At 71.0% G+C, this 21,293-nt stretch carries 16 protein-coding genes; 5 read left to right on the forward strand and 11 right to left on the reverse strand.

All coding sequences use genetic code 11. The features are described 5' to 3' along the window. Both ABYX71_RS03925 and thrC read left to right on the forward strand, forming a co-directional pair. Positions 1-1,036, forward strand: a 1,036-nt coding sequence (locus ABYX71_RS03925) for a homoserine dehydrogenase (protein ID WP_372695125.1), incomplete at its 5' end; no start/stop codon positions are given. A gap of 1 nt (position 1,037) precedes the next feature. Next, on the forward strand, positions 1,038-2,108 hold the full coding sequence (thrC, locus tag ABYX71_RS03930; RefSeq protein ID WP_372695127.1) for a threonine synthase: 1,071 nt from the start codon (positions 1,038-1,040) through the stop codon (positions 2,106-2,108). A gap of 88 nt (positions 2,109-2,196) precedes the next feature. On the opposite strand, the gene ppsA is transcribed toward thrC, so the two are convergent. After that, complete coding sequence (ppsA, locus tag ABYX71_RS03935) at positions 2,197-4,575, reverse strand: phosphoenolpyruvate synthase (RefSeq protein WP_372695129.1); 2,379 nt, start codon at positions 4,573-4,575, stop codon at positions 2,197-2,199. A 341-nt stretch (positions 4,576-4,916) separates the two neighbouring features. Here ppsA and ABYX71_RS03940 point away from each other — a divergent pair, with 341 nt between their 5' ends. Beyond that, positions 4,917-5,180, forward strand: coding sequence for an Lpp/OprI family alanine-zipper lipoprotein (locus tag ABYX71_RS03940; protein WP_372695130.1), 264 nt, complete (start codon positions 4,917-4,919; stop codon positions 5,178-5,180). A gap of 103 nt (positions 5,181-5,283) precedes the next feature. On the opposite strand, the gene ABYX71_RS03945 is transcribed toward ABYX71_RS03940, so the two are convergent. The 6 genes from ABYX71_RS03945 to ABYX71_RS03970 all read right to left on the reverse strand — a co-directional run bounded on the left by ABYX71_RS03945 (position 5,284) and on the right by ABYX71_RS03970 (position 10,251). Next, the gene (locus ABYX71_RS03945; RefSeq protein ID WP_372695131.1) at positions 5,284-6,234 is read right to left on the reverse strand and encodes a L,D-transpeptidase family protein; all 951 of its coding nucleotides are present in this window, start codon (positions 6,232-6,234) and stop codon (positions 5,284-5,286) included. Between the two features lie 207 nt (positions 6,235-6,441). Next, positions 6,442-7,713 carry a serine--tRNA ligase gene (gene serS, locus ABYX71_RS03950; protein WP_372695132.1) on the reverse strand — a complete coding sequence of 424 codons (1,272 nt, stop codon included), beginning with the start codon at positions 7,711-7,713 and terminating at the stop codon, positions 6,442-6,444. Between the two features lie 3 nt (positions 7,714-7,716). Continuing rightward, entirely contained in the window at positions 7,717-8,643 is a 927-nt protein-coding gene (locus ABYX71_RS03955; protein WP_372695134.1) for a hydroxyacid dehydrogenase, read from the reverse strand. A 7-nt stretch (positions 8,644-8,650) separates the two neighbouring features. Then, positions 8,651-9,661, reverse strand: a complete 1,011-nt coding sequence (locus ABYX71_RS03960) for a ketopantoate reductase family protein (RefSeq protein ID WP_372695135.1) — start codon at positions 9,659-9,661, stop codon at positions 8,651-8,653. Position 9,662: 1 nt separating this feature from the next. Then, positions 9,663-9,884 (reverse strand): hypothetical protein, encoded by a 222-nt coding sequence (locus tag ABYX71_RS03965; RefSeq protein ID WP_372695137.1) that lies wholly within the window; start codon positions 9,882-9,884, stop codon positions 9,663-9,665. Positions 9,885-9,912: 28 nt separating this feature from the next. Then, a complete protein-coding gene (locus tag ABYX71_RS03970; RefSeq protein ID WP_372695139.1) occupies positions 9,913-10,251 on the reverse strand; it encodes a P-II family nitrogen regulator in 339 nt (112 codons plus the stop codon). A 96-nt stretch (positions 10,252-10,347) separates the two neighbouring features. Between ABYX71_RS03970 and gluQRS the strand changes: the two genes are divergently transcribed. After that, positions 10,348-11,241, forward strand: a complete 894-nt coding sequence (gene gluQRS / locus ABYX71_RS03975; RefSeq protein ID WP_372695141.1) for a tRNA glutamyl-Q(34) synthetase GluQRS — start codon at positions 10,348-10,350, stop codon at positions 11,239-11,241. A gap of 33 nt (positions 11,242-11,274) precedes the next feature. On the opposite strand, the gene recD is transcribed toward gluQRS, so the two are convergent. Genes recD through recC form a run of 3 tightly spaced genes read right to left on the reverse strand, consistent with a single transcriptional unit; the run spans position 11,275 to position 19,731 of the window. Then, positions 11,275-13,089 carry an exodeoxyribonuclease V subunit alpha gene (gene recD / locus ABYX71_RS03980; RefSeq protein ID WP_372695143.1) on the reverse strand — a complete coding sequence of 605 codons (1,815 nt, stop codon included), beginning with the start codon at positions 13,087-13,089 and terminating at the stop codon, positions 11,275-11,277. 1 nt (position 13,090) lies between these two features. Next, positions 13,091-16,621 carry an exodeoxyribonuclease V subunit beta gene (gene recB / locus ABYX71_RS03985; protein WP_372695145.1) on the reverse strand — a complete coding sequence of 1,177 codons (3,531 nt, stop codon included), beginning with the start codon at positions 16,619-16,621 and terminating at the stop codon, positions 13,091-13,093. Next, positions 16,618-19,731, reverse strand: a complete 3,114-nt coding sequence (recC, locus tag ABYX71_RS03990) for an exodeoxyribonuclease V subunit gamma (RefSeq protein ID WP_372695147.1) — start codon at positions 19,729-19,731, stop codon at positions 16,618-16,620. The genes recB and recC overlap by 4 nt, the downstream gene beginning before the upstream one ends. 112 nt (positions 19,732-19,843) lie before the next feature. Between recC and ABYX71_RS03995 the strand changes: the two genes are divergently transcribed. Continuing rightward, positions 19,844-20,809 carry a glutathione S-transferase family protein gene (locus tag ABYX71_RS03995; protein ID WP_372695149.1) on the forward strand — a complete coding sequence of 322 codons (966 nt, stop codon included), beginning with the start codon at positions 19,844-19,846 and terminating at the stop codon, positions 20,807-20,809. A gap of 58 nt (positions 20,810-20,867) precedes the next feature. Here ABYX71_RS03995 and ABYX71_RS04000 read toward each other — a convergent pair. Next, a partial coding sequence (locus ABYX71_RS04000; protein WP_372695151.1) for a DUF502 domain-containing protein occupies positions 20,868-21,293 on the reverse strand: 426 nt, incomplete at its 5' end.

Here is a 21,293-nt window from a genome sequence, read left to right on the forward strand (position 1 = left end):
CATCGGCGCCGGCAAGCATGTGGTCACCGCCAACAAGGCGCTGATCGCCCACCACGGCAACGAGATTTTCGACGCCGCCCGGCGCGCCGGCGTGGCGGTCGGCTTCGAGGCCGCCGTGGCCGGTGGCATTCCCATCATCAAGACCCTGCGCGAGGGTCTGGCCGGCAACCGCATCGACGGCCTGGCCGGCATCATCAACGGCACCGCCAACTACATCCTCACGCAGATGCGCGACGCCGGGCTCGACTTCGCCACCGCACTGGCCGACGCCCAGCGCCTGGGGTATGCCGAAGCCGACCCGAGCTTCGACATCGACGGCGTCGATGCCGCCCACAAGCTGGCCATCCTGGCCTCGATCGCCTTCGGCATGCCGCTGTGCTTCGACCAGGTGCAGGTGCACGGCATCCGCAACCTGTCGGCGGTCGACGTCGACTACGCCGGCCAGCTCGGCTACCGGCTGAAGCTGCTCGGCATCGCCCGGCGCAGCCCGGCCGGCGTGCAGCTGCGCGTGCACCCCACCCTGCTGCCGCAGCGGCACCTGCTGGCGCAGGTGGACGGCGTCATCAACGCCGTGCTGGTGGACAGCGACGCACTCGGCCAGAGCCTGTACTACGGCGCCGGCGCCGGTGCCGGGCCGACCGCGTCGGCGGTGGTCGCCGACCTGGTGGACATCGCCCGCGCCCTGACCATCGATCCCGAGCACCGGGTGCCGTACCTGGCCTTCCACCACGACCACCTGCAGGCGCTGCCGGTCCTGCCGGACGACGCCGTCGAGTCGGCCTTCTACCTGCGCCTGACCGCGCTCGACCAGCCCGGCGTGCTGGCCGACGTGACACGCATCCTGGGCGATCTTGGCATCAGCATCGAAGCCATCCTGCAAAAGGAGCCGGCGCCCGGTGCCAGCCACGTGGCGGTGATCCTGCTCACGCACACGGTGCGCGAGCGCGCGCTGCGCGACGCCATCGCCCGCATCGAGGCCCTGCCCAGCATCGACGGCAGCGTGGTCAGCCTGCACCTCGATCACCTGGAGCACTGACATGAGCGCCTACGAGGGCCTGATCGCCCGCTACCGCGACTGGCTGGACCTGCCGGCCGGCGTCACACCGGTGAGCCTGCTCGAGGGCAACACGCCACTGATCCGCCTGCGCAACATCCCGCGCACACTGGGCGTGGACGCCGACATCTACGTCAAGTTCGAGGGTCTGAATCCGACCGGCTCGTTCAAGGACCGCGGCATGACCGCCGCCGTCAGCATGGCGGTACACGAAGGCAGTCGCGCCATCATCTGCGCCTCCACCGGCAACACCTCGGCCTCGGCGGCGGCCTACGCCGCGCGCGCCGGCATCGTGTCGTTCGTGTTGATCCCGGAGGGCAAGATCGCGCTCGGCAAGCTGGCTCAGGCCATCATGCACGGCGCCGAGGTGCTGCAGATCGCCGGCAACTTCGATGACGGCATGCAGCTGGTCAAGGAACTGGCCCGGACCGCACCGGTCACGCTGGTCAACTCGGTCAACCCGCACCGCCTGCAGGGACAGAAGACCGCCGCCTTCGAGATCGTCGACACCCTCGGCCGGGCACCGGACTATCACTGCCTGCCGGTCGGCAACGCCGGCAACATCAGCGCCTACTGGATGGGCTACGCCCAGTACCAGGGCGCCGGGCGCTGCCACCTGCCGGTGATGGCGGGCTACCAGGCCGCCGGCGCGGCGCCGTTCGTGGCCGGCCACCCGGTCGAGCAGCCGGAAACCGTCGCCACCGCCATCCGTATCGGCAACCCGCAGTCCTGGGACAAGGCCATCGCCGCGCAGCAGGAATCCGGCGGCTGGTTCGCCGCCCTGAGCGACGACGAGATCCTGGCCGCCCAGAAGCTGCTGGCCGAACAGGAAGGCGTGTTCTGCGAGCCCGCCTCGGCGGCATCGATCGGCGGCGCCCTGCGCGACCTGCAATCCGGCCGCATCCCGCCCGGCAAGACCCTGGTGTGCACGCTGACCGGCAACGGCCTGAAGGATCCGGACGTGGCGCTGCGCAGCGCGCCGGACCTGAAACCGGTCAAGGCCGACCGGGCCACGCTGGAGGCCGCCATCCTGCGCCGCCTGGAGCGCCGCTGAGCAATGCCGGCGGTTTCAGGCACCTGAAACCGCCGGCCCATGACGCAAGCTGCGGCCGGCTGGGCCGGCGCAGCTTGCCATCAACCGATCAGCCGGCCTGACTGTCGACGCCGGACAGCGCCAGCCAGGTGGACACCACCGTGTCCGGATTCAGGGACACGCTCTCGATGCCCTGCTCGACCAGCCACTGCGCCAGGTCCGGGTGATCGGACGGCCCCTGGCCACAGATACCCACATACTTGCCGGCCCGCCGACAGGCTTCGATGGCCAGCTGCATCAGTGCCTTGACCGCGCCGTCGCGTTCGTCGAACTCGCCGGCCACCAGGCCGGAATCGCGGTCCAGGCCCAGCGTCAGCTGGGTCAGGTCGTTCGAGCCGATGGAGAAGCCGTCGAAGTACTCCAGGAACTGGTCCGCCAGCACGGCGTTCGACGGCAGCTCGCACATCATGATCAGGCGCAGGCCGTTCTCGCCACGTTTCAGGCCCTGCTCAGCCAGCAACTCGGTCACCTGCCGTGCCTCGTCCAGCGTGCGCACGAACGGGATCATGATCTCGACGTTGGTCAGGCCCATGTCGTCGCGCACCCGCTTCAGGGCCCGGCACTCGAGGGCAAAGCAGTCGCGGAAGCTGTCGGCGATGTAGCGCGAGGCACCACGGAAACCCAGCATGGGGTTTTCCTCATGCGGCTCGTACAGCTCGCCGCCGAGCAGGTTCGCGTACTCGTTGCTCTTGAAGTCGGACATGCGCACGATCACCGGCTTCGGCCAGAAGGCCGCGCCCAGCGTGGCCACGCCTTCGGTGAGCTTGTCCACGAAAAAGCTCTGCGGGTCGGCATAACCGGCGATGATTTCGTCGATGGTGCTGCGCAGGTCGGAGCCGAGCGAGGCGTAGTTGATCAGCGCCTTCGGGTGTACGCCGATCACGCGGTTGATCAGGAACTCCAGGCGCGCCAGCCCGACGCCGGCGTTGGGCAGGCTCGAGAAGTCGAACGCCCGGTCCGGGTTGCCGATGTTCATCATCACCTTGGTCGGTGGCGTCGGCATGCTGTCCAGACGCACCTCGCTGACCTCGCTCTTGAGCGCGCCCTCGTAGATGAAGCCGGTGTCGCCCTCGGCGCAGGACACCGTCACCGCCTGGCCAGTGCTCAGATGGTCGGTGGCATCACCACAGCCGACCACCGCCGGGATGCCCAGTTCGCGGGCGATGATGGCGGCGTGACAGGTGCGCCCGCCACGGTTGGTGACGATGGCCGCGGCGCGCTTCATCACCGGCTCCCAGTCCGGGTCGGTCATGTCCGCGACCAGCACCTCGCCCGGCTGCAGCTCACCCATCCGCGACGGGCTGTCGATCACCCGCGCGGCGCCGACACCGATACCCTGACCGACACTGCGGCCGGTCACCAGCACCTTGGACTTCTCCTTCAACTGATAGCGGCGCAGCACCTGCGAGTCGCCGCGCGCCTTCACCGTCTCGGGGCGCGCCTGCAGGATGTACAGCTCACCGTCCTCGCCGTCCCTGCCCCACTCGATGTCCATGGGACGCCCGTAGTGTTCCTCGATGATCAGCGCCTGACGCGCCAGCGCCTCGACCTCGGCATCGCTCAGGCAAAAACACCGCCGGTCGTCCTCGGGCACGTCCACGGTGGTGGTCGAACGCCCGGCCCCGACGCTGTCGGTATAGATCATCTTGACCATCTTGCTGCCGCGATGGCGCGAGATCACCGCCGGCCGGCCGGCGCGCAGCGTCGGCTTGTGCACGTAGAACTCGTCCGGGTTGACCGTGCCCTGCACCACGGTCTCACCCAGACCGTACGAGGCGGTCACGAACACCGCATCGCGAAAGCCGGTTTCCGTATCCAGGGTGAACATCACGCCGGCAGCGCCGATGTCACTGCGCACCATGCGCTGGATGCCCGCCGACAGCGCCACCACTTCGTGGGCGAAGCCCTGGTGCACGCGGTAGGCGATGGCGCGGTCATTGAACAGGGAGGCGAACACGTGACGTACCGCGTTCAGCACGTGATCCGCCCCGCGGATGTTCAGGAACGTCTCCTGCTGGCCGGCGAAGGACGCGTCCGGCAGGTCCTCTGCGGTGGCCGACGAGCGAACCGCCACCGACACATCGCCATGCTCGCCGCACAGCTGCCGGTACGCGTCGACGATGCCCTGCTCGAGGCCATCCGGGAACGGCTGCTGAAGGATCCAGCCACGAATCTTGTCGCCTGCCGCCAGCAGCGCCGTCACGTCGTCGACGTCCAGCGCGTCCAACTCGGCCTTGATGCGATCAGCCAGCCCGTCCTTCGCCAGAAAGTCGCGATACGCCTGCGCCGTGGTGGCAAACCCGCCCGGCACCCTGACGCCCAGCGGCGCCAGGTGGCTGATCATCTCGCCCAGGGAGGCGTTCTTGCCGCCCACCTGCTCGACATCATGCATGCCCAGGGTGTCGAACCAACGCAGATAATCGGACATGCACAACTCCGGAAGAACAACTGGACCAAAAAGTGATTTTCCAACCCGGCCGGCGAAGGTTACACCCCCCGATCGGGCGAAAAATGCCGGGCGCGACCCGACAGTGGCATCTATTTTGCCAGACCCGGCCAACACACCGAAGCAGACCGCCTCAGAACCCCGATTCCACTGAACGCTATTGCAGTTCCTGCCGGCCTTGATCAAGGTCAGCGGGCGCTTGCTTTTTAGACTGTCGGCCTCATAATTCGCAGCGCGTTCGTTATAGGCTTTTTGGGCCTACCGCACTCTTGCGATTTCTTCACCTTGCCAACAAATAGGGGCATGTTATGCAGAACAAATTGATGATCGGAAAACTCGCAGCGGTTGCGCTGTTCGCCACCCTGTCCGCCGGTTGCGCGACCAAGGGTTACGTGAACGAGCAGGTTGCCCAAGCCAAGTCTGCGGCCGACAGCGCCCAGGCCACGGCCAACGCTGCCGCGTCCAAGGCTGACGCCGCCGGCGCCACCGCCAACGAAGCGCTGGCCGCCGCCAAGGCTGCCCAGCAGTGCTGCGTCGACACCAACGAGAAGATCGACCGCATGTTCAAGAAGTCGATGCTGAAGTAAGCATCGCCTTGTAGAGCCAAATAAAAAGGCGGGGCCAGCACATGCCGGCCCCGCCTTCTTTGTGTGTGTCGAGGCAAAAGCCCCGACCGTGGCGCCACACCCCTTAGCGTTGCGCCACCCGACGGTGGGTGTCTTCACCGGGCTCCGAAGCGGTCTCGTCGCGCGCGTCCATCAATCGCGCGCCGTTGATGTAAGTGATCGGCACCGGCATGCCACTGGGCTTCTGCAGCTCGCGTCGCACCGTCACCCAATCGACGTCGGCGGTGGACACACCCCGGTCGGCGAGCAGCCTGGAAATCTCTCCCAGCGCGCCCTGCTTGCGTCCCTGCTCCTCCTTCAACGGCGGGTGCGCCTCAAGGTACGTGACACCGAACGCCTGGCCGATCTTGAACGGCTGGCTGACAAACATCACCTGCGTGCCCAACGTGACCTGACCGAACAGGGCCTCGATGTGTTCCGGGTACAGCCGCAGACACCCGTGCGTCACCCGCATGCCGATGCCGTACGGCCGGTTGGTGCCGTGAATCAGGTAGCTGGGGAGACTCAGACGAAGCGCGTACTGACCGAGCGGGTTGTCCGGCCCCGCCGGCACCACCCGCGGCAGGATGTCGCCCCGCTCGGCGTGCTCGATGCGGATTGACTCCGGCGGCGTCCAGCTGGGATTGGGCAGCTTTTGCGTGATCTTGGTGATGCCCAGCGGGCTGCGCCAGTCGTAGCGGCCGATACTCAGCGGGTAGGTCACCACCTGCCTGAACTCACCCTTGGACGGCGGAAAGTAGTACATCCGCATTTCCGGCAGGTTGATGACGATGCCTTCCCGGCGCGTCTTCGGCAGGATGTGCTGCGTCGGCAACGTCACCCGTGTGCCCTCACCGGGCATCCACGGATCGACACCCCGGTTGGCCATCTTGATTTCGTTGTAGCCAAGCCCGCCACGGCGCGCGATGTCGAGCAGCGTGTCCTCGTGGCGCGCGTCCACCACGCGCACCTGGCCGACCAGGTCGACTTCCGCCGGTGGCAACGGCAAGGTCTCGGCCCGGGCGCCGAAAGCCATCGCAGCGAGCGCCGCCAGAACGGCGCCAGACCCAAAACGCTTGTGGGCACGTAGAACGGTCACGCGAAACACGCTCCGGCGAAAAATGGCGCGAAGAAAAATGGCGCGAAAGTGTATAGCAAAGCGCCGTCTGCTCGGCGCCGTGTCTTGGTCCGCGCCGCTGCCTCGACACACCCTTGAAGTGTACTGCGCGCGCGCGATGCCGACTCAGGCCGAGATGCGCTCCAGGCCGTTCAGGTACGGGCGCAGCACGTCCGGCACCGTGACCGAGCCGTCGGCCTGCTGGTAGTTCTCCAGCACCGCCACCAGCGTGCGGCCCACGGCCAGGCCGGACCCGTTCAGCGTGTGCAGCAGTTCCGGCTTGCCGGTGGCCGGATTGCGCCAGCGCGCCTTCAGGCGCCGGGCCTGAAAGTCACCGAAGTTCGAGCACGAGGAGATTTCCCGGTACTTGCCCTGCCCCGGCAGCCAGACTTCGAGGTCGTAGGTCTTGGCCGCGGAAAAGCCCATGTCGCCGGTGCACAGCGCCATCACCCGGTACGGCAGGCCGAGCTGCTGCAAGACCGCCTCTGCATCGGCGGTGAGTTCCTCATGCGCCTGCCAGGACGTCTCCGGCGGCACCAGGCGCACCAGCTCGACCTTCTCGAACTGGTGCTGGCGGATCATGCCGCGCGTGTCCTTGCCGTAGCTGCCGGCCTCGCGCCGGAAGCACGGCGTGTGCGCCACCAGCTGCAGCGGCAGCTCGCCGGCGTCGACGATGCTGTCGCGCGCGATGTTGGTGACCGGCACCTCGGCGGTGGGAATCAGGTAATACCCGTCACGGGTGACGAACTGGTCGTCCTCGAACTTCGGCAGCTGGCCGGTGCCCAGCAGGCTGTCGGCATTGGCCAGAAACGGTACATACACCTCGGTGTAGCCGTGCTGGCGGGTGTGCAGGTCCAGCATGAACTGCGTCAACGCCCGCTGCAGCGCGGCCAGTGGCCCGCGCAACAGACTGAAGCGGGCGCCGGCGATCTTGCTGGCGGTCTCGAAATCCAGTCCGCCGAGCGCCTCGCCAAGATCGACATGATCGCGCGGCTCGAAATCGAACGCCGGCGGCTGCCCCCAACGCCGCAGCTCGACGTTGTCGTCCTCGCTGCGGCCGACCGGCACCGATTCGTGCGGGAGGTTGGGGATTTCCAGGCAGTAGGCGTCGAGTGCCTCCTGCACGGCCTTCAGATCGGCCTCCAGCTGCGACAGGCGCTCGCCGACACCGGCCACCTGCGCCAGCAGCGGCGCGGCATCCTCACCGCGGCGCTTGGCCTCGCCGACCGCCTTGGACACACGGTTGCGCTCGGCCTGCAGCTGCTCGGTTTCGGTCTGCACCGCCTTGCGGCGCGCCTCCAGTTCGGCCAGGCGCGCCTGGTCCAGCGTGAAGCCGCGCGTGGCCAGTGCGGCCGCGATCTGGTCCGGTTCGCGGCGCAGCCGCTGCGGGTCGAGCACCGGTCAGCCCTTGAGCGCTTCGATGATCATCTCGGCCGCCTGCACCGTCATGCGGTTCAGCGCCTCGCGCGTGGCGGCGCCGATGTGCGGGCACAACACCACGTTGTCCAGCGTCAGCAGCTCGGGATGATTCGGCGGCTCGGCCTCGTAGACGTCGAGCCCGGCGCCGGCGATCTCGCCGGCCTTGAGCGCTGCGATCAGTGCCGGCTCGTCCACCACCTCGCCACGCGCGGTGTTGATGAAGATGGCATTGCGCTTCATGCGCGCGAACTGCGCCGTGCTGAACAGGCCACGGGTCGAATCCAGCAGCGGCACGTGCACGGTGATGTAGTCGGCGGCATCGATGACGTCATCGACCGTCTCCACCTTGCGCACACCGTGCTCGGCCATGCCGGCCGCATCCACGAACGGGTCGTAACCGACCACCTGCATGTCGAACGCCAGCGCGCGCTTGGCCACCAGCTTGCCGATGTTGCCGAAGCCGACGATGCCCAGCGTCTTGCCGGCCAGTTCCACGCCGGTGAAACGGTCGCGGTCCCAGCCTTCACCCGAGCGCACGTAACGGTCGGCGGCGGCCAGCTTGCGCGACACCGCCAGCATCAGGCCGAACACCAGCTCGGCCACCGACACCACGTTGGCCTGGGGCGTGTTGCGCACCGTAAGGCCCTTCTCCTTGGCGTAGGCGAGGTCCACCTTGTCCAGACCGCTGCCGGCACGGGCCACGATCTTCAGCTTCGCGGCGTTGTCGATGACCTGCCGGGACACCCGCGTGTAGGTCTTGATCATCAGCGCGTCGTAGTCGCCGACGATCTGGGCCAGTGTCTGCTCGTCCGTGCGCTCGCGCACGTCCACATCGAAATGGTCACGCAGCAGGTCGACACCGGCCTGCTCCAGGGTTTCCGCCACCAGGACGCGTTTTTTGCTGCTCATGCCTTGCTCAGTCCAGGTAGTGGTCCAGCACCTTGATGATGCGGTAGGCCGCCGTCACCGTCGGCACCGGAATGCCCAGCTCGCGCCCCTTGTCCACGAACGGCTTCACGATGTAGTCGACCTCGGTCTTCTTGCCGCGCACCACGTCGTCGTGCATGGACGTGCGCCCGGCGTAGCCCTGTGCCTTCATCCGCTCGCCGAAGCCCAGCAGCAGCTGCACGGCCTCGTCGTCGGTCTTGCACTCGTACACGTCCTTCAGGCGCGACAGCGGCGCGTAGAAGTTCTGTGGCTCGTAGCCCAGCGCGCTGTACACGGCCAGCAGCTCGCGGGAGATGGCCACGTAGTGCTCGGCGCCCTCGCGCAGCGTCATGCCGTCCACGAAGGTCAGATCGTCGTTGCCGGCCAGCGTGCTCACGGACCAGGCCGACGCGTTGCAGATCTGCGCCAGCTTTTCCCACAGCACCTGCTGGATGCAGTCCACCGCCTTGGCACCCAGGCCGGCCTTGTTGAAGGCGTCGGCCAGCGCCTGCGCCCGCGGGCTGACGGTGCCGTCGAGCTCGCCGAAATAGGCCGTGGTCGGCACCGTCACGTGGTTCTTGACGAAGCCCGGGGCTTCCAGGGTACCGCCCTCGATGGCCGAGGCCCCCATCACCTTGGCCGGATCGCCGATCCACTCGGCCAGGATGCCTTCCTTGACGATGTTGTTCTGCACCGAGCAGACCGTCTTGAGGCGGTCCTTCAGGCAATCGGCGGAGGCCAGCGCCGTCTCGCTGTCCTTGGCCTTGGTCGCCAGGATCATGTAGTCGAACTCGCCCTTCGCATCGGCCGGGTTGCTGACCGCGCTCAGGTTGTCGCGAACGTGGTGCTCGCCGCGCACGCCCTCGATGCGCAGACCGTCGCGGTTGACGGCGTCGGCATGCGCCGGGCGGGCGATCAGGGTGGTGTCGACACCGGTCTCCGCCAGGTAGCCGCCGATCACCGAGCCGAGGCCACCGGCCCCCAGGATGCATACGCGCATGTCACGATCTCCACATGTAGATAAAGGGGTCCGCGCGGGCCACCGGACTTCCCGCGCCAAGCCGGCAATTGTTCTGGCCCGCCGTCGACGCTGTCAACGCGCGAACGGCGGGCCGCAGCGGTTGCAGGTCGTGACCGCGTTCCTCGTGCTCGCTGATGTCGAGGCCGGTGGTCTCCGTGTCGGCGTCCACGCGCAGGCCGGTCAGCGCGTCGATGCCCCTCAACAGCGGGTAGCTGAGCGCGCGGCTGCGCTCAGAGCGCGTCCGGACCGGTCTCGCCAGTGCGAATGCGGATCACCTGCTCGAGCGAGGTGACAAAGATCTTGCCGTCGCCGATCTTGCCGCTGTTGGCGGCACCGGCGATGGCCTCGACCACGCGCTCGGCGTCGTCATCCTGCACCGCCACCTCGATCCGCATCTTGGCAATAAAATCGACCACGTACTCGGCGCCACGGTAGATTTCGGTATGCCCTTTCTGGCGACCGAAACCGCGCACCTCGGCCACCGTCATGCCGGTAATGCCGATGGTGCCCAGCGCGTCGCGCACGTCGTCCAGCTTGTGCGGCTTGATGACCGCCGTGATGAGTTTCATGCCCCTGCTCCCTGATTCTTGGCAAACGGCGCCTGGCACGCGCCGGGGCGCATAAGGTACACGAAAGCCCCCACCCCTCTGCTCCTACCGGCAGCCATGCACCAGCCCTGCGGCCGTTTCGCGCCCTCCCCCACCGGCCCCCTGCACCTTGGATCACTGCTGGCCGCCGTCGGCAGCTTTCTGGCCGCCCGCGCCGCCGGCGGCCGCTGGCTGGTGCGCGTCGAGGACATCGACCCGCCACGCGTGGTTGCCGGCGCCGCCGACGCCATCCTGCACAGCCTGGAAGCGCACGGCCTGCGCTGGGACGGCGAGGTGCTGTGGCAAAGCCAGCGCGCGGACGCCTACCACGCCGCCCTGGAACACCTGCGGCGCGTCGGTCTCGTCTATCCGTGCGCCTGCACGCGGCGCGAGCTGGCCGCCGTGGCCCGCGCCGGCGTGGACGGCCCGGTGTATCCGGGCACCTGCCGCGCCGGCCTGCCGCCCGGACGCAGCGCCCGCGCCTGGCGCCTGCGCGTGGCCGACGGGCGCATCGACTTTCGCGATGCCATACAGGGCGCGCAGACACAGCACCCGGCAACGGCGGTCGGCGACTTCGTGGTCCAGCGCGCCGACGGGCTCATCGCCTACCAGCTCGCCGTGGTGGTCGACGACGCCTTCCAGGGCGTGACGCAGGTCGTGCGCGGCATCGACCTGCTCACCTCCACCGCACGCCAGATCTACCTGCAGCAATGCCTCGACCTGCCGCGGCCCGACTATGCCCACCTGCCCCTGCTGGTCGACGCCCACGGCGCCAAGCTTGGCAAGCAGACCGGCGCCCGGGCGCTGGACCCCGCGCACGCCTCCGACAACCTGCGCCGCGTGCTCACCATCCTGCGCCTGTCACCGCCCGCCGAGCTGCACGGCGCGCCGCCCGACACGCTGCTGCAATGGGCGGTTACGCGCTGGAACCCGGCCGCCCTGGCGGGCATGGACGCCTGCCCCGTGCCGTGACGGCGCACGGCACGTTCCCGGCCACCGCCATCGTCACGGCCCGTGTCCTGACCCGGCCCGCAGCCGATCCGCCAGCCCCGAGTCGCGCACCACGCGCCGGCCGATGGCCGCTGCCAGGGTTGCCTCGCTGCCCCACACGGTGACGCCCGCGCGGGCACGGGTGACGGCGGTGTAGATGAGTTCCCGCGTCAGCAGCGGGTTCGGCTGCGGCGGCAGGATCAGCAGCACGCGCCGGAACTCGCTGCCCTGGCTCTTGTGCACGGTCACGGCGTAGGCCGCGTCGTGCGCCGGCAGGCGGCTGGGGGCCAGCGGACGGGGGGTGCCGTCCGCACCGGCGAACCAGGCACGCAGGGCACCATCCGGCTGCGCCAGCAGCAGGCCCAGATCGCCGTTGAACAGGCCAAGGCCATAGTCGTTCCTGCCGACCAGCAGCGGCCGGCCGGGATAGTGCGCGGCCTGGCCGCGGATGCAGCCGCACCGGCGCAGCAGACGCTCGAGCGTGGCGTTGACGCCACTGACACCAAAGGGCCCCTCACGCAGGGCGGTGAGCACCTGAAACTCGCCCAGGGCCGCCAGCGCGGCGGCGGGATCGGTGACCTCGAAGCGCGGCGCGAGGTGCACCTCCACCACGCCGGCGAGGCGCGCGGCAAGCTGCGCGGCGTCGGCCACCGGCTCGAAGCGCACCTCCGCCCCCCCGGCAAGCTCCGCCAGGGCGTCCGGCACCTTACCGGTGCGCACGGCCGCCGCCAGGCGACCGATGGCCCCGCCGCCGTCGAAGCGGTAGCTGTGTTCCAGCACGGCCACGGCATGCGCCAGCCCGCCGGTGGAAACACCCTCACCCGCCACGGGCGGTGCATCGCCGGTGGCGGTGGCAAGGCGCGCCGCCGCGTCGGCGCGGTAGGCACCCGCGCCGGCACACAGCTCGCCCAGCACGGCGCCGGCTTCCACCGACGCCAGCTGGTTGGCGTCGCCCAGCAGGACCAGCCGCGCCGGCGCCGGCAGCGCGCGCAGGGTCTGCGCCAGCAGCGGCAGGTCGACCATCGAGGCCTCGTCGACCAACAGCAGGTCGCAGGCCAGCGGGTGGTCGGCGTCGTGCCGGGGCCGGCCATCGGCGCCGATGCCGAGCAGGCGGTGCAGGGTCGGCACGCTGTCCGGCACCGGCACGGCGTCCTGCAGGTCCGTGGCGGCCTTGCGCAGGCTCTCGGCCAGACGCTGGGCGGCCTTGCCGGTGGGCGCCGCCAGCGCCAGGCGCAGCGGGCGCGCGCTGAGTTGCTGCAGCAGGACCAGCAGCTTGCCCACGGTGTGCGTCTTGCCGGTGCCCGGCCCGCCGCTGAGGATGCCGACACCGTGCAGCGCGGCGACGGCGGCGGCACGCCGCTGGCCCACGCTGCCGGCGTCGTCGCCGGCGAACAGCGCGCGCAACGGCCCGCGCAGGGCGGCGGGGTCGACATCGGCACGCGGCGCGGCGCGGGCGATCAGGTCCCGGGCCACGGCGTCCTCATCGCACCACAGGCGCCGCAGGTACAGGCGTCCGGCGGCATCCAGGATCAACGGCCGGTCACTGCCGGGCGGCCCGACCACACCGCTGGCGGTCAGTGCCTGGCACCAGTCCTCCCGCTGCGGCGCCAGCCAGCGCAGCCCGGGCAACGCGTCGAACACCGGCGCGCCGGCATGGCGCGCCAGCGGCAGGCACACGTGGCCGTCACCGGCATGCTGGCTGACCAGCGCCGCCGCCAGCGCCAGCTCCGGCGACGGCACGGCGGCATGGCGCAGCAACAGGTCGGCGAAGTGCGCGTCCAGTGGGCGCAGGGCGCGGGCTTGCAGCAGGGCCAGCAGACGGGCGTCCACGTCAGCCCTCCCCGCACAGGGCGGCTTCCAGCGCCGCCACCCGCTCCGGCGCCGGGCAGTCGTACCAGACGCCGGCGGTGCCGTGGCCGGGCGCCATGCCGCGCAGGAACAGGTAGTACACGCCGCCGAAGTGGCGCGCGTAGTCGTAGTCCGGCAGACGCTGGCGCAGGTAGCGGTGCAGCGCCACGGTATAGACCAGGTACTGCAGGTCGTAGCGGTGTTCGGCGATGGCCGCCCACAGCGCCGGGCGGGCGTAGTCGGCCGGGCCGTGGCCGAGCCAGTTGGACTTGTAGTCGGCCAGGTAGAAGCGGCCCTGGTACTCGAACACCAGGTCGATGTATCCCTTGAGCACCCCCTGCACCGGCTCGAAGCGCAGCGCCGGCGTGGTGCCATCACTCACCAGCCGGTTCAGCGTGGCCGGCTCGATGTGCGCCAGGGGGAAGTAGAACTCCAGCTCGTCGCGCCGCTGCGCGCGCGCTATGTTGCGCAGGCACAGCGCCTGACCGTCGAGCGGTGTGTCCAGCACATTGCCCACCAGCCGCTCGAGCGTGCCGTGCCAGTGCGACGGGTAGCCGGCGCGCTGCAGGGTCTGCGCCACGGCATCGGCCAGCACCGGGCCGTGGGCAGCCGGGAAATCGAGCCGCTCGAACAGGCTGTGCAGGGCCGTCCCGGCCGCCGCGCCGCGCGGAAACCGCGCCACGGACGCCGCCGCCCCCGGCGGCGGTGGCACCGGCGCCTCGGCGACGACCGGCGGCTGGTCCACGGCGTCGTGATCCGGCCGGTCGGAACCGGCACCGGCGGCGAGCGCCGAGTAGCTGGTCACGCGCCAGCGGCGGTCGATGCGACCGTCGAACACCCGTGCCCGGCCCTGCGGGCGCGCCGGCACGGACAGCGCGTTTGTCCCGACCGGCGGCGGGCACATCACCAGCGCGCCGCCGCTGGCCTCGGCCAGCGCCTGCCACGGCGCGCGGGCGGCGTCCTCGTCCAGCCCGGCGAAGCCACCCTCGCCGTACAGCAGCCAGCCGAGCGCACCCTGATCGGCCTGGTTGACCCGGCCGAACGGCAACGCGCAATGCTGGCGCGCCCGGGTCAGGGCCACGTACAGCAGGCGCACCTGCTCGGCCAGCGCCTCCTGGGCGGCCTGGGCCGCGTGCGCGCTGGCAGGATCGAGGTCGGCCACCAGGGTGAGGTCGCCCGGGTCGTGAAAGGTGAACGGCGGACCGGCATTGGGCGTTTTCTGGTCCCAGGCGAACGGCAGGAACACGATCTCCCACTCCAGGCCCTTGGACTTGTGCACGGTGACGATCTGCACCAGGTTGGCGTCGCTTTCCAGGCGCAGCTGCTGCGCGTCACCGGCCGTGACGGCGCCGGCCATGACGTCGCGCAGGTACCGCAGCTGGGCATCCAGTCCCGGCCGGCTGCCGGCCTGCGCCTGCAACAGCTCACCCAGGTGCAGGAGGTTGGTCAGGCTGCGCGCGCCGTCGGCACCGGCGTGCAGGCGGCCGATCACTCCCGCCTCCTGCATCAGGCCCAGCAGCATGGGCAGCGGGCCGGCCGCCTGCCAGCGCCGCTGGGCGGACTGGAACAGCGCCACCTGGCGTTCGAAGGCCGCCTCGTCGCTGTCCAGCGCGGCGATGTCGGCGGCGCTGGCGCCGAGCAGCGGCGTGGCAAGCGCGGCACGCAGCGCCGTGGCATCGGCCGGATCGAGCGCGGCCTGCAGGATGCGTTCCAGGGCCTGCGCCTCGGTGCTGTCGAACACGCTGTCCTCGCGCAGGCACACGCTGTCGACACCCACCGCACGCAAGGCCGCCTGCACCTGACCGGCCTGGCGGTTGGTCCGCACCAGGATGCCGATGTGCTGCCCGGCCAGCGGCAGGTCGCCGATGCACGCCCGGCCGGCAGCGCCGAGTGCCAGCAGCTGCGCCACCCGCGCCGCCAGCGCGGCCAGGGCCCGTTCGCCGGCGGCTTCCTTGCTGAGCGGCTTGCCGGACGTCTCGCCGTCGAGCCACCACAGCTCACAGGCCGGCGGCGGCACGCCGTCCAGAAGCAGCGGCGTTCGCTCGCAGCGGCCGGCGGCGTCCACCGGCTCGAAGTCGATCACCTGCCCCTCGCCGTGCAGGACGAACGGGCGCGGATGGCGGCCGAACACGGCGTTGACCACATCCACCAGACGCTGCGTGGAGCGCTGGTTGACACCCAGCGTGTGCCGCCGGTCCGGGGGCACGTCGGCCCGGGCAGCGAGATAGGCGAACACGTCCGCGCCACGGAACTGGTAGATGGCCTGCTTGGGGTCGCCGATCAGGTACATGCCGAAACCGTCGCCGGCGGCGCGCAGCAGGCGCTCGAACAGCCGGTACTGCAGCGGGTCGGTGTCCTGGAACTCGTCGATCATCAACACCGGGTAGCGCTGCGCCAGCGCGCCGGCCAGCGCGGCGCCGCCCGGGCCCGTCAGCGCGGCGTCCAGCTCGCGCAGCAGGCTGTCGAAGCCGCGCCGCCCGGCGGCCGCCAGGCGCGCCGCGCGCTGGCTTGCCAGGTAGGCCAGCGCATCGTGCACCGTGCGCACGCGCACGGCGTGCCCGAACGCGCCGGCCGCCGCCTGCACGGCCTCGATGGCGGTGAACAGCGGGTGCTCGGGTGGCGCGACGGCGTTTTTCCGGGCGCCCGCCGTCAGGGCCGTGGCCAGCACGCCCTGGGCCAGGCGCTCGTGGCCCGCCGGCGGCAGACCGCGCGGATCAGCGGCCCAGGCATCGATGGCGGCGAACAGCGCCTGCAGGTCGTCCGGCTTGTAGCCGTTGTCGGCGGTGCGGCTGAGCCCCTTGAATTCCAGCAACTGCGTCAGCGCCGCCTCGCGCCCGCCCGGCCAGGCCGCCGCCAGGGCACGCAGCTGCCCGGCCAGCGCCGCCTGGGCGGCGGCCGGATCGACGTCCCCCGGCCGCGGCAGCAGGCGCAGGTGCGGCTTGCCGTCCAGGGGCTTCAGTGCCGCTGCCAGATCGACCGGCCCGCGCGGCCACAGCGCGTACAGCGCCGGCAGCGTCTGGGCGTCGGCGTCGGCGCAGCAGCGGCGCCAGAAGTCGCCCAGGATCTGGGCCGTCAGCGGCGCCGTGTCGGTTTCGATGTCCGCCTCGAAGCGGCTGGCGGCGCTGAACGCGTGGTCCGCCAGCACCCGGCCGCAGAACCCGTGAATGGTGTACACGGCCAGCTCGTCCAGGCGCAGCAGCGCGTCGTCCAGATGCACGGCGGCGGCGCTGCGGTCCGCCAGGCGCGCGAGCAGCGCGGTCAGGAATTCGTCCGCCGCGCCACCGGCCAGCGCGTCGCGCGCCTCGTGCAGGCGGGCGGCGATGCGCTCGCGCAGCTCGGCGGCGGCCGCCTCGGTGAAGGTCACCACCAGCAACTGCCCCGGCTCGCGGCGGTTCTCCAGCAGCTGGCGCAGGTACAGCGCGGCGATGGTCCAGGTCTTGCCGGTGCCCGCACTGGCCTCGATCAGGTGCCGGCCGGCCAGCGGCAGGGTCAGTGGGTCCAGCCGGTTGCTCACAGGTCCTCCCGCACGGCCAGCAGCGGTTCGAACACGCGCCGGGCAAGGTCCACGAAGGCCGGCTCGGCCAGCGGCGCGCGCCCGCGAAAGGCCACCTGCATGTCCGCCTCTTCCCGCTCGCCCGGGCTGTGCTGGTAGGCGTTGCCCTCCCAGGCGCGCCGGGCGGCGTTGAGGCCGGCCTCCGGCGTCTTGGCGCTCACGTAGGCCAGCGCGCTTTCCGGCAGCAGCGGCAGCGGCTCGCACAGGCCCTGACGCGCCAGCGCCAGCAGATCGGCGAGCTGCGCCAGGGCGTCCGGCGGCGGCGCCAGGCGCACGGTCTGCCCGCGCGTCAGCAGGTAACTGTCGGTCGGCCCGCCGGACGCGTTCAGTGCCAGGTGCCGCACCCACAGCGCCAGCAGGCGGTGCCCGCGCAGGCGCCGGGTGTACTGGAACTCCACCAGGCCAGCGGCGGTGACACCGCGCAGGCGGCCGCCGAGCGGCGCGCCGTCGATGTCGATCTGCAACAGCCGGTCGGCCAGCGGCTGCGCCAGCAGCGGCGCCGCGCGCGCGGCCAGCGCGGCGGCGTCGGCCCAGGCACGCTCGAACATCTGCCGACCGGCGGCGGCGGCCGGCAACGCGCCCAGGCTGCGCAGCTCGCGGTAGGCCTGATCCGGCGCGCTGCCGGCCAGGTGCGCCGCCACCAGCCGCTGGCCGACGGCGTAGCCATCGAGGCCATCCAGATAGAACGGCTCGTCATCCGCCGGCGCCTCCTGCGGCGCGTACAGGCGCACCCCAAGGCGCCCGCGCAGGAACCAGCGCGCCGGCGAGCGCACGAACGCCAGCAGGTCTTCGAGCGTCCAGTCGTCGCGCCCGACCGGCGCCAGCGGGGTGGTGACGAACGGCCCGGCCGGCGGCGCCGGCCGGAACCACTCGCCGGCGTAGGTGATCAGGCGCGGGGCGTGGCCGTAGCGATCGCTGAACGGCTGCAGCGGGTGTTCCACCCGCAGGCCGCCGGCATCGCCGGTCATCTGCGTGAGCACATCCAGCAGCTCGCCGAGCAGCGCCGACGGCGGCAGCGGCGCGTTGTCGCTCTGGCGCCGGCCGACGTAACTCAGGTGCAGGTAGTCGCGTGCCGCCAGCACGGCTTCGAGCATCAGGTAACGGTCTTCCTCGCGCGGCACGCGGTCGCCGGGACGGTAGTCGCCGGCCAGGCGGTCGAACTCGGCCGGCCGGCCGCGGCGCGGAAACTCGCCGTCGCCCAGCCCCAGCACGCACACCACGCGAAACGGAATGGCCCGCATAGGCGACAGCCGGCAGCAGGTGAGCGCACCGGTGATGTAGGCGCGGGCCGGACCGGCCTGATCGAGCCGCTCGGCCAGGTACGCCTTCACCACCGCGCGCGTCAGCGGCACGTGACAGTCGCCGGTGTGCGCGTCGTCCTGCAGGCACAGCGCGGCCTCGCGCAGCAGGGTGAGCGTGGCGGCCTCGTCCTCGTCACCGGCCTCGAACAGCGTCAGCGCCTCCAGCAGGCCGCGCGTCCACTGCGCCGGTGGGTGCGGCCCGGCCAGCGCCTGTTGCAGCCCGTGCAGGCGACGCAGCAGCTCGGCCAGCCCACCCACCGCCACGGTCAGCGCGCTGTCGGTGACCGGCAACGGCAGCAGCGCGTCCAGTCCGGCCGCGGTGGCGTGCCCCAGCAGCAGCCGGTCGAGCCCGGCGCGCCAGGTGTGCTCATCGGTGGCCGGCAGGTCCAGCGCCGCGCGGGCGGCGGCGTCGTACGCAAAGCGCGCGCCGCTGTCGCGCACCAGATCGCGCAGGCGCGGCAGCTGGTCCGGCGCGATGCCGAACGCCCGGCCGAGCGCGGGCAGCTCCAGCAGCGAGAGCACCTGCGACGCCGGCAGGCGGCTGTCGGGCAGCGCCAGCAGGTCCAGGAATGCCGCCACCAGGGCCTGTTCGGCGCGCGGCGTGCGATCGGCCACGGCGTACGGAATGCGCCGCTCGGCCGGCGCGGCACCGAACACGGCGGCGATATGTGGCGCATAGCGCTCGATGTCCGGCGCCATCACCACACAGTCGCGCGGCGTGAGGTCCGGATCGGCCGCGAACAGGCCCAGCAGGCGGTCGTGCAGCACCTGCACCTCGCGCAGCGGGCTGTGACAGACGTGCACCTCGAGCGAGCGGTCATCCGCCGGCACCGGCATCGTCCGGGGCGGCTCCAGGTACAGGATGTCGCGTTGCAGGCGCCGCAGCAGGCTGCCGTCGCCGGGATCCTGATAGTCCTCGCTCTCGAGCGCCTCGCAGTCCAGCAACTGGGCGGCGAATGCCCGCCCGGACTGCCCCCAGGCCGCCAGCAGCGGGTGGCCACCGGCATCGTCCGGCTCCACCGCGCCCCGCTGCGCCCAGCGCCGCCGGCGGCGCGCCTGCACGCGCGGGCTGGTCAGTTCGTGCCAGTAGGCGGCGCACGGGTCGGGGAAATACACATGCACCGGCAGGGACATCGCCAGCGCCCGCAGCAGCGCGAGGTAGGCCGGCGCCAGCGCCGACAGCCCGAACACCGACAGCCGCGCCGGCAGGCCATCCCCGGGCAGGGCGCCACCACGGGCACGATGCAGCAGATCCAGCAGCAGGCGACCCTGGTGCGGGCGCCCGGCCGCCAGCTGCCGCCACAGCCGGGCATCCCAGCCGGCGTCCCGGCCGGCCTCCCAGTCGGCCAGCCAGTCCGGCCGGAACAGCTGGTAACGCTGGTAGCAGTCCGCCAGGCGGCGGGCCAGCTGCCAGGCGCGACTGCCGTCGTCACCGCCCAGGTAGCGGGCCAGCGGCGACGGCGGCGCGACGTCGGCGAACGCCGCCAGCAGACCGAACACCAGCGGCCCCTGCTCGGCCGGTGGACTGGCCGGCAGCTGCGGATCGACCGCCCGCAACACCCGCCACACGAAGCTGGCCGGAAACACGCAGTCCAGGTTGGCGGCCACGCCCAGGCGCTGCGCCACCGCCAGCGACAGCCAGCGCGCCATGCCGGCGTTGGGCACCACGATGGTCTCCGGCGCCAGCGGCGGGCCGACCGGCTGGCCGATCACCCCGCACAGGCGATCGGCCAGGCACTCGAGACGGTTGCTGTGGTGGACGTGAAACATGGCTGCGCAGGGTACGCGAAGCAGGCGCCGATGCGGGGCCCACGCCGCGGCGTGACCGACCGTGCCCGGCGTGGGTACAGTGACTGCGTCGCGACGCGAAGGAGGATGCACGATGGGCATGCTGGTCAATGGCGTATGGCAGGACGAGCCACCCGACGCCGACACACCCGGCGGACGCTTCGAGCGGCCGCCATCGCAGTTTCGTCACTGGATCACCGCCGACGGCGCCAGCGGCTTCAAGGCCGAGCCCGGCCGCTATCACCTGTGCGTCGCCTACGTGTGCCCGTGGGCACATCGCACGCTCATCTGGCGCTCGCTCAAGGGGCTTGAAGGGCTGATCGGCGTATCGATCACGGCGCGGGCGATGGGCCCGCAGGGCTGGCACTTCGACACCGCCGAGGGGGCCAGCGGCGAACCCATCCTGGGCGCGCAGTACCTGCACCAGGTCTACACCGCGGCCGACCCGCACTTCACCGGCCGCGTGACCGTGCCGGTGCTGTGGGACAAACAGCGGCGCACCGTGGTCAGCAACGAGTCGTCCGAGATCATCCGCATGTTCAATACGGCCTTCGACGGCTGCGGCGCCAACGATCTGGACCTCTACCCGGAACCGCTGCGGGCGGAAATCGACGCGCTGAACGAACGCATCTACCGGTGCGTGAACAACGGCGTGTACCGCTGCGGCTTTGCCACCTCGCAGCACGCCTACGAGGACGCCTTCGACGCGCTGTTCGAGACGCTGGACTTCCTGGAGGCGCGTCTGGCCCGCCAGCGCTACCTGGTCGGCGACCGCCTGACCGAGGCCGACTGGCGGCTGTTCCCCACCCTGCTGCGCTTCGACCTGGCCTACCACGGCAACTTCAAGTGCAACGCCCGCATGCTGCACGAATACCCGAACCTGTGGGCCTACACGCGCGAGCTGTACCAGCATCCGGGCATCGCCGGCACGCTGGACATCGACCACATCAAGCGCGGTTATTACGGCATCGCGCGGGTGAACCCGACCGGCATCGTGCCCAAGGGGCCGGACATCGATTTCGAGGCGCCACACGACCGGGCGCGCCTGGGCGGCGCCTGAAGCCGCTCAGCGGGCCACTGCCGCACCGGCTACGCCACGCGCCGTGCGCCCGGCGCGCCTACCGCTGCGGCGCCGGCTCCCCCTCGGGCAGGGGCTTGCCGCTGAACGGCACGTGGTCGGGCGCCATGGTGCCGCCGGAAATGATGAAGGCCATGGCTTCGTCCATGGTCCAGTTGGTGCTGATCAGGCGCTCCAGCGGCACGATCTCCAGGTAGCCGGAAGTCGGGTTGGGGGTGGTCGGCACGTACACCGCCGCCAGCTCCTGCCCGGTGGCGCGGTCGCGCAGGGTACGCGTGACCAGCCCGACCGTGCGCATGTGCGCGGCCGGGAAGTCGATCAGCACCACCCGCCGCACGCCGGTCGGCGGCTCGCTCAGGGCGGACAGCATTTTCTTGGTACCGCCGTAGACGGTCTGCACCAGCGGCAGGCGTTCGATCAGCCGTTCGCCCAGGTTCATCAGGCGCTGTCCGATCACCCGCGTGGC

The organism is Immundisolibacter sp. (assembly GCF_041625615.1).
Taxonomy (GTDB): domain Bacteria; phylum Pseudomonadota; class Gammaproteobacteria; order Immundisolibacterales; family Immundisolibacteraceae; genus Immundisolibacter.